The 851-nt window shown below is 64.0% G+C and carries 1 pseudogene; it reads right to left on the bottom strand.

From position 1 onward, the window contains the following. Nucleotides 1-16: 16 nt before the first annotated feature. Nucleotides 17-771 (bottom strand): annotated as a pseudogene (locus V1479_RS26115) (IS5 family transposase). Nucleotides 772-851 lie beyond the last annotated feature (80 nt).

Here is an 851-nt window from a genome sequence, read left to right as displayed (position 1 = left end):
TAGGGCCGAGACTCATTCAGACCCAGAACGCGACGAGGGTTGCGAGCGCCACGGCCGAGAGGAAGTTGCGGGCGAGCTTGTCGTAACGAGTTGCGACGCGCCGGAAGTCCTTCAACCTGCAGAAGGCTGCCTCGATGCGCCAACGCCCCTTGTAGCGGACCTTGTCGTAGTCGATCGGCACCTTCCGGTTCGAGCGCCCTGGAATGACAGCCTCGGCACCTTCTGCCCGCAGGCGTTTGCGCAACGCGTTGGCGTCATAGCCCTTGTCAGCGATCAGGCAGCGCACCCGACCGGCCGCGTCCATCAGCGGCCCGGCCATAGTGACATCGGCGACGTTGCCTGCTGTCAGCAGCAGAATGGCCGGCCGCCCGAGCAGGTCTGTCACTGCATGGATTTTGGTGGTCTGTCCGCCGCGCGACGGGCCGATGGCTTGCGCCTTCGCCCCCCTTTTCCGCCATGGGCCGAGCGATGCGCCTTCACGTAGCTGGAGTCGATCGACGCCGACAGCGCAAGCACGCCCTTGGCAACGAGAGCGTCCAAGATTCGGCTCCAGAGCTGCCGGCCGGACCAGCGATTGAAGCGGTTGTAGATCGTCGTGGACGGGCCGTATTCGGCCGGGCAGTCCTGCCAACGGCAGCCAGTCTTCAGCACATGCAGGATGCCGCTGATCACTCGGCGATCATCGACCCTGCGCGCACCGGGCTGGTTCTTCGGGAGGTGCGGCTCGATCGCCGCCCAGGCCTCGTCATCCAGCCAGAAAAGCCTGCTCATCATCGCCTCCATCCCAAAACGACGGCAGGGAATCTGATTTGCTACGGACCTTCAATACCCTGATTGGGTTTCGACCCTAG

Origin of the sequence: Neoaquamicrobium sediminum (assembly GCF_040970315.1) — a bacterium.
Lineage (GTDB): Bacteria > Pseudomonadota > Alphaproteobacteria > Rhizobiales > Rhizobiaceae > Aerobium > Aerobium sediminum.
This window is presented reverse-complemented; position numbering and strand designations above follow the sequence as displayed.